The 5,917-nt window shown below is 74.4% G+C and carries 4 protein-coding genes, 1 tRNA gene and 2 pseudogenes; 1 reads left to right on the forward strand and 6 read right to left on the reverse strand.

Annotation, left to right across the window (positions count from 1 at the left end):
- The first annotated feature begins 222 nt into the window (after positions 1 to 222).
- Complete coding sequence (locus tag AB0D94_RS37495) at positions 223 to 1,794, forward strand: alpha/beta hydrolase (protein WP_362062367.1); 1,572 nt, start codon at positions 223 to 225, stop codon at positions 1,792 to 1,794.
- Between the two features lie 40 nt (positions 1,795 to 1,834).
- Here the strand turns inward: AB0D94_RS37495 and AB0D94_RS37500 are convergent, their stop codons facing one another.
- From AB0D94_RS37500 to AB0D94_RS37525, 6 genes and pseudogenes are all read right to left on the reverse strand, one after another.
- On the reverse strand, positions 1,835 to 2,383 hold the full coding sequence (locus tag AB0D94_RS37500; protein ID WP_362062370.1) for a TerD family protein: 549 nt from the start codon (positions 2,381 to 2,383) through the stop codon (positions 1,835 to 1,837).
- Positions 2,384 to 2,495: 112 nt separating this feature from the next.
- Complete coding sequence (locus AB0D94_RS37505) at positions 2,496 to 2,792, reverse strand: VWA-like domain-containing protein (protein WP_362062376.1); 297 nt, start codon at positions 2,790 to 2,792, stop codon at positions 2,496 to 2,498.
- 100 nt (positions 2,793 to 2,892) lie between these two features.
- Positions 2,893 to 3,360 (reverse strand): annotated as a pseudogene (locus AB0D94_RS37510) (AAA family ATPase); the annotation flags it as partial.
- Positions 3,357 to 5,132: an ankyrin repeat domain-containing protein gene (locus AB0D94_RS37515; RefSeq protein WP_362062373.1), complete on the reverse strand. Its 1,776-nt coding sequence runs from the start codon at positions 5,130 to 5,132 to the stop codon at positions 3,357 to 3,359. The gene AB0D94_RS37515 and the pseudogene AB0D94_RS37510, both read right to left, overlap by 4 nt.
- A 72-nt stretch (positions 5,133 to 5,204) precedes the next feature.
- Positions 5,205 to 5,277 (reverse strand) — tRNA-Cys (locus AB0D94_RS37520).
- A gap of 67 nt (positions 5,278 to 5,344) precedes the next feature.
- Positions 5,345 to 5,917: pseudogene (locus AB0D94_RS37525) on the reverse strand (hypothetical protein); the annotation flags it as partial.

Consider the following 5,917-nt stretch of genomic DNA (forward strand, 5'->3'; position numbering starts at 1 on the left):
CGGGGGGCCGCGGGGGGCGGGGGGCCGCGCGCCCCCCGGAGGGGGGGGTGCCCACTCCCCCGCGGGGGCCCCACCGCCCGATCTGTGCGGAGCCCAGCACTCCGGATACCGGGTCCGAACCTCCTATCCCTCCCCTGTACGGTTCCGGTGGGTCGGGCGCCGGGTCTTCGCGGCGGCGAGGCCCGTCACGATCACGTCCGCACGGTCCCCAGGAGCACCACCATGTCCCCCCTCATACGGCCGACCCGGTCCGCGGTCCTCGCCGCCGCGGCTCTGCTGGCGGTTTCCGCGCTGACCGCCTGCAACGACGGCGGCAAGAAGGCCGACGCCAAGGACTCCGCCCAGAGCGCCGCCCCCTCCCCCAGCCCCACGCCCACCGCGCTGCCCGCCGCCCTCACGGGCCAGCAGCTCGCCTGGCAGGGCTGCACCGCCCCGTCGGTGGCCCAGGGCGGCGGGGAGGATCCGGGTGCGGGCTGGGAGTGCGCCTCGATGAAGGTGCCGCTCGACTACGCGCAGCCGTCCGGCGAGACCATCGACCTCGCCCTGATCCGCAAGAAGGCCACGGACCAGGGCAAGCGGATCGGCTCCCTGGTCTACAACTTCGGCGGTCCCGGGGGCTCCGGGGTCCAGATCCTCCCCGCGGCCGCGGAGGACTACAAGAAGCTCAACTCGGTGTACGACCTGGTGAGCTTCGATCCGCGGGGCGTCGGCAACAGCGCGGGCGTCAAGTGCGTCGACGACAAGACGCGGGACGAACTGAACGCCTCCGAGGACACCGCCGGCAGCCGGAAGAAGTTCGCCGAGGGCTGCGCGCAGAACTCCGGGAAGATCCTCCCGCACGTCGGCACCACCAACGCCGCCCGCGACCTGGACCTCATGCGCCAGGTCCTCGGCGAGCAGAAGCTCAACTACTTCGGCATCTCCTACGGCTCCGAGCTGGGCGGCGTCTACGCCCACCTGTTCCCGGCGAACGTCGGCCGCACCGTCTTCGACGCCGTCGTCGACCCGACGCAGGACTCCGCCCAGCAGTACCTCGGCCAGGTCAAGGGCTTCCAGACCGCCCTGGAGCACGCGATGCAGTCCTGCGCGAAGAAGTACAAGGCCAACTGCCCCACCGGCCCGAACGCCACCACCGGCGCCGAGCGGATCAACGCCATGATGGCGAAGCTGAAGAAGAAGCCCGCGTCCACGAAGGACGGCCGCAAGCTGACCGCCGACATGGCGGAGACCGGCATCATCGCCACGCTGTACAGCGAGGACCGGTGGGAGCACCTGTTCCAGGGGATCGCCGAAGTGCAGCAGAACGGCACCGGGGACCTGCTCCTCTTCGCCTTCGACAGCTACCAGGGCCGTGACGACAAGGGGCGTTACGACACCTCCATGGCAGCCCACGGGGCCATCGCCTGCGCCGACGACAGCACCCGGATGACCGCCGAGCAGGCCGCGGCCCTGGTGCCCGAGTTCCGCAAGGCCTCCCCCGTCTTCGGTGAGGTCACAGCCGAGGAGCTCATGGCCGACTGCCAGGACTGGCCGGTGAAGGGCGAGCGGGCCAAGCCGGAGGTGAGCGCCCCGGGCGCCGCACCGATCCTGGTGATCGGCAACACCGGTGACCCCGCGACCCCGGTCGAGGGCGCCCGCCGGATGGCCGACGCGCTCGGCAAGGGCGTGGGCATCGGCCTCACGGTCAAGGGCGAGGGCCACGGCACCTACGGGGAGAACTCCTGCGCGACCAAGACCGTCGACGCGTTCCTGATCGACGGCACGGTCCCCGCCGACGGCGGCACCTGCGAGTAGCACTCCGGAGCGGCCCGGCCCCGTCGGGCCGCTCCCGTATTCACGGCCGGAGGGCGCCCATCGTGCGCGCGAACTCCTCAGGGCCGGCGTCGAAGCCGCGCACCCGCGCGTCGAGCGACCAGCTCCCGGAGGCGTCGCGGGTGAACTCGGCGACGGTGGCCGCCGTGGCGTCCGGGACGGACTCGAATCCGCTCACGGCGAGGTCCGTGTGGCCTTCGCGGATCCGCACCCCCGTGCCGGCGATGTCCGCGAAGGTCTTCGTGGCGCCCGTGTCCGCCCCCGCATCGGCGCCCTGGATCACCACGCCCACCACCACCCGGCACAACCGGGCCGCCATCCGGTCGAGTTCGATGGTCATCACCTCGTCGAAGCCGAAGCCCTGACCGGTGTGGCTGTCCCGGTTCAGGGTGATGGTGCCGTCGGGCGAGCGGCTGCCGAAGTGCACCAGGTGGACCGGCTGCCCGTACGGGTCCGCCGCGTCGTAGACCGCGGCGACGATGTCCAGGTCGTTCGCGGGTGTGCCCGCGCCACTGGGGTCCCACCGCAGCGCGACCTCCACCTTGGCCAGGCCCTTTCGTACACCAGTCACCGAACTCCCCCTCCAGACACCGGGTATTGCCGGGTCATCGTCCCACGTGCGCACCCGGCCGGGCCGGACGACCGTAGGTTCCCGGCCACCGTGACCGGGCGCTCCGACTCGCTCAGAAGGTGACGCGTAAGGTCTCCACCCAGCCCGGAGGTGCGGGCGCGCCCTCTCCGAGCAGCGCCGCGATCAGCCGGCAGGCCGGGCTCTCCGCAGGCCATGGCGTGAAACCGTCGGTCAGTACGACGACGACGTCCGGCCGGTCGGGCAGCGCCAGCGCGGCTGGGATGCCGACCCGCAGGTCCGTGCCGCCGCCCCCGGCCAGGGTCACCTGTTCGGCGCCGGTCACCCGGGTCACCGCGTGCACGTCGGCGTCGCAGGCGAGGACGGCGACGCGGTCGCCCCGCACCCCCACGCAGGACCCCTGTGACTTCGGCGAGCGCGGCCGCGAGCTCCTCCGGGCCCATCGACCCCGAGGTGTCGATGACGACCGCCACCCTGGGCAGCGGCCGGTGTTCCAGGACCACGCGCAGGAGGGCCGCCTGCACGGCGGGCGGGGCCGAGGACAGCTCGTCGAAGAACAGCAGGCCGTGGCCGGTGCGGGCGAGGCGGACCGCCCAGTCCGGCGGGGCCATCGGCACTCCGGTGGCGGCGGGGTCCTCGCCGACGACGGGCAGCCCGGCGAAGTCCGAGGGCTCGTGGACGCTGGCGATGACGGTCTCCAGCTGCACGCCCAGCGCGGCGGCGAGCCGTTCCATGCCCGCGGACTTGCCGATGCCGGGCTCGCCCCACAGCAGCACGGGCTGGTTGGCCGTCACTGCCAGGGCCAGTGCCTCCAGTTGGTGGTCGGTGGCCGGTTCGGTACGGGTCACGCCGAGCCGGGCGTTGAGGACGTCGGCGGTGGCCAGGGCCGCCGGTGCGGTCCGGGCGACGGAGCGCGTGCCCGGGTGTGTGCCGACGTAGGTGTCGGGGTGGGTGCTCATGCCTGCCAGACCCGCATTTCCCGTTCGCCGATCCACTGGTTCCACCACCGGGCGCCGATGCCCGGGTGCTCCTCGTCCACCCGCTGCTTCAGGAAGCCCAGGTCACCGCTGCGGTAGCGGCGTACGACGTGGGAGAGCGACATCTCCCGGTGGTCGAGCACGTCGATCCGGGATCCGGCCGCCAGGAAGGCCCGGACCAGGGCCGCCGAGCCGCCGTTGTGGGCCGCCGCGTACAGCGGGGTCTGCTGCTGGCTGTCCCGTGCCTCCAGGTCGAGTCCCGCGTCCAGCAGCCGTGGCAGCAGTTCCTCGTGGTCGAGCTGGTGCAGTACGTGCAGCAGCCCGCGCCGGGCGCCGTCGCGGATGCGGGGGTCGACGCCCGCGTCGAGCAGCGCCACCACGGCCGGGGTGTCCCCGTGCTGGGCGCGCAGGAACAGCTCCCGCTGCTCGGCCCGCAGGGCGCGCGGCAGCCGGCCGCGGCCCGTGGTCCAGGTCTGCTCCACGGCGAAGCACCCGGCGACGGCGCCGCCGAACGCCCGCAGGGCGCGCTCCCGTTGCCGCTCCTCAAGGCTGTGCGGCAGCTCCAGGACACCGCCGCGCGAGCGGACCTCGTGCCACTGGCCGCGGCAGCGCACCTTCACCGGCCCGGGCAGGGCGGGGCCGGGCGGGCCGGCCACCGGGCCGCTGTCGGGGAAGAGGGCCGCGGTGACCAGCGGGTGCAGCTCCTCGGGGGTGATCAGGCCGGAGCGCACCAGTTCGAGGTCGGGCAGGCGCCGCCAGGCGTACTGCGGGAGCCGGGGGACGGCCTTCGCCTGGTCGCGTGTGATGACCCGGGCCCGGATCCGGCCGTGCGGACCGGGGCCGTCCTGTTCCAGCTCGATGGCGTGGCCGTAGGGCGGGGCGAACCGGAACCGGTGGCCCGCGCCGGCCGCCACGAGGCTCCGGACCTCCCCGGCCAGCCGGGTGAGGTCGAAGGTGGCCCGCGCGAGCTGGGCCCCCGTGTCGAGCGAACGCTCGTAGTAGTGCTGGGGAGGGACGGTCAGGTCCCGCTCGATGCCTACGGCCGCGAAGGCCTCGGCGGCTCCGCCGGCCAGCTGGATCAGGGTGACCCACTCGGCGCGCGCGGCCGGATCGGCGGCGTCGGGTTCGTCGACGGGCAGCTCGTCGGGGTCGAGCGGGGAGCCGTCCGGCCGGAAGAAGGGCAGCCGGCCGGCGCCCCCGCCGAAGTGTGCGCGCAGGCCGGCGCTGTGGCGGGCGTCCCAGAGCGGACGGGCCGTGGTCCAGTCCTCCACGGTGAACGGCAGGCCGAACACGGCGTACAGCTCGCGGGGCGCGAGCGGCGCGCAGTGCAGGCGCAGCCTTTGCGGGCCGCCGATCAGCGGAGAGGTGGTGACGGACAGCGCCGGCGCGTCCGGGTCGCGCGGGGCGCCGGGGCGCTGCCCGTAGTGGGCGAGCACGATCCGCAGCCCGGGGGCGATGGTGGTGTGGCCGCCCAGCACCCGGGGCAGGTGCCAGCGCACCAGGTCCGGGGCGAGGTGGCGGAGGTCGTCCTCCAGCGCCTCGGCGAGGGGCGCTCCGTAGCGGGCCGCGATGTCGGCCGGGTCGAAGGTGAGGTCGAAGGCGGCGGCCGCGCAGGACGCCCGCCAGTCTCCGGCCAGGCGGTGGCCGGTGGCGCGCTCGATCATCCAGCCGGGCACGGCGTAGCGGCGGATCCGCTGCCACGCCTTGAGGTCCACGGGTACGTAGCCGCCGGGCAGTTCGGCGCGCGGCATCATCGCGGCACGCCGCCGGTAGCCGTCGGCTGCGTCATCACCATTCCCCCGGTCCCGCCCGTGATCAAGAAGACGCAAGACCGGTCGGATTCGAACCGACGTCCTCCAGCTTGCTGCGTGGGCGCGACGACCTCTGCGCTACGGCCTTGCTGCCGACGATCATACGCATCACCCTCCGGCGATCGGCCGGCCGCTCGGCCCGGAAGGGCCCGGGCTCACCAGTCCCCGTCCTGTACGGTTTTGCCCGGCCTCGGGGTGTTTCCGAGCGGCTTGATCTGCCCCGCTCCCGGCTCCGCCCAGGGGGTGTGGTCGTCGCCCAGCCACTCCCCCACCGGCTCGACCTGTCCCAGGGGTTCGGCCGGCGCGAGGTCGGCGGCGGTGTCGTCGTAGTAGTCGAACCAGGGCAGTCCGGCCTTGGTGTAGGCGGCCCGGTCGACCGGCGAGGGCGGCGCCTCCTCCCCGGTGATACGGCGCCACGCGGGCGGGGTCACCAGGTGGACGAAGACCCGCGCGGCCGGTTCGGCGGCCCAGGCGGACAGCGGGCGTTCGTCCCGGTAGACCTCCTGGCGCATGGAACCTCCCACCCCCAGCCCCATCGCGGGAGCCGCGGGCGGCTGCGCCGCGTTCCGCGCGCGGGCGGCGCCGGGGGCGGGCGGAGCGCCGGGAGCCGCGGCCATCGGCAGGGGCACCGGTCCTCCGTAGCCGCCGAAGGCCGCGGGGGCGCCCGGGGCGCCGGGCGGGGCCCCCACGAGATCGGGCCGGGGGCAGCGGGGGCCCCTCGTCCCGCC

The organism is Streptomyces sp. NPDC048255, assembly GCF_040652415.1.
GTDB lineage: Bacteria > Actinomycetota > Actinomycetes > Streptomycetales > Streptomycetaceae > Streptomyces.

Excerpts from the sequence above, each read along its gene's own strand:
- AB0D94_RS37495 (WP_362062367.1), top strand. The coding sequence starts at position 223 with ATGTCCCCCCTCATACGGCCGACCCGGTCCGCGGTCCTCGCCGCCGCG.
- AB0D94_RS37515 (WP_362062373.1), bottom strand. The coding sequence starts at position 5,132 with ATGATGCCGCGCGCCGAACTGCCCGGCGGCTACGTACCCGTGGACCTC.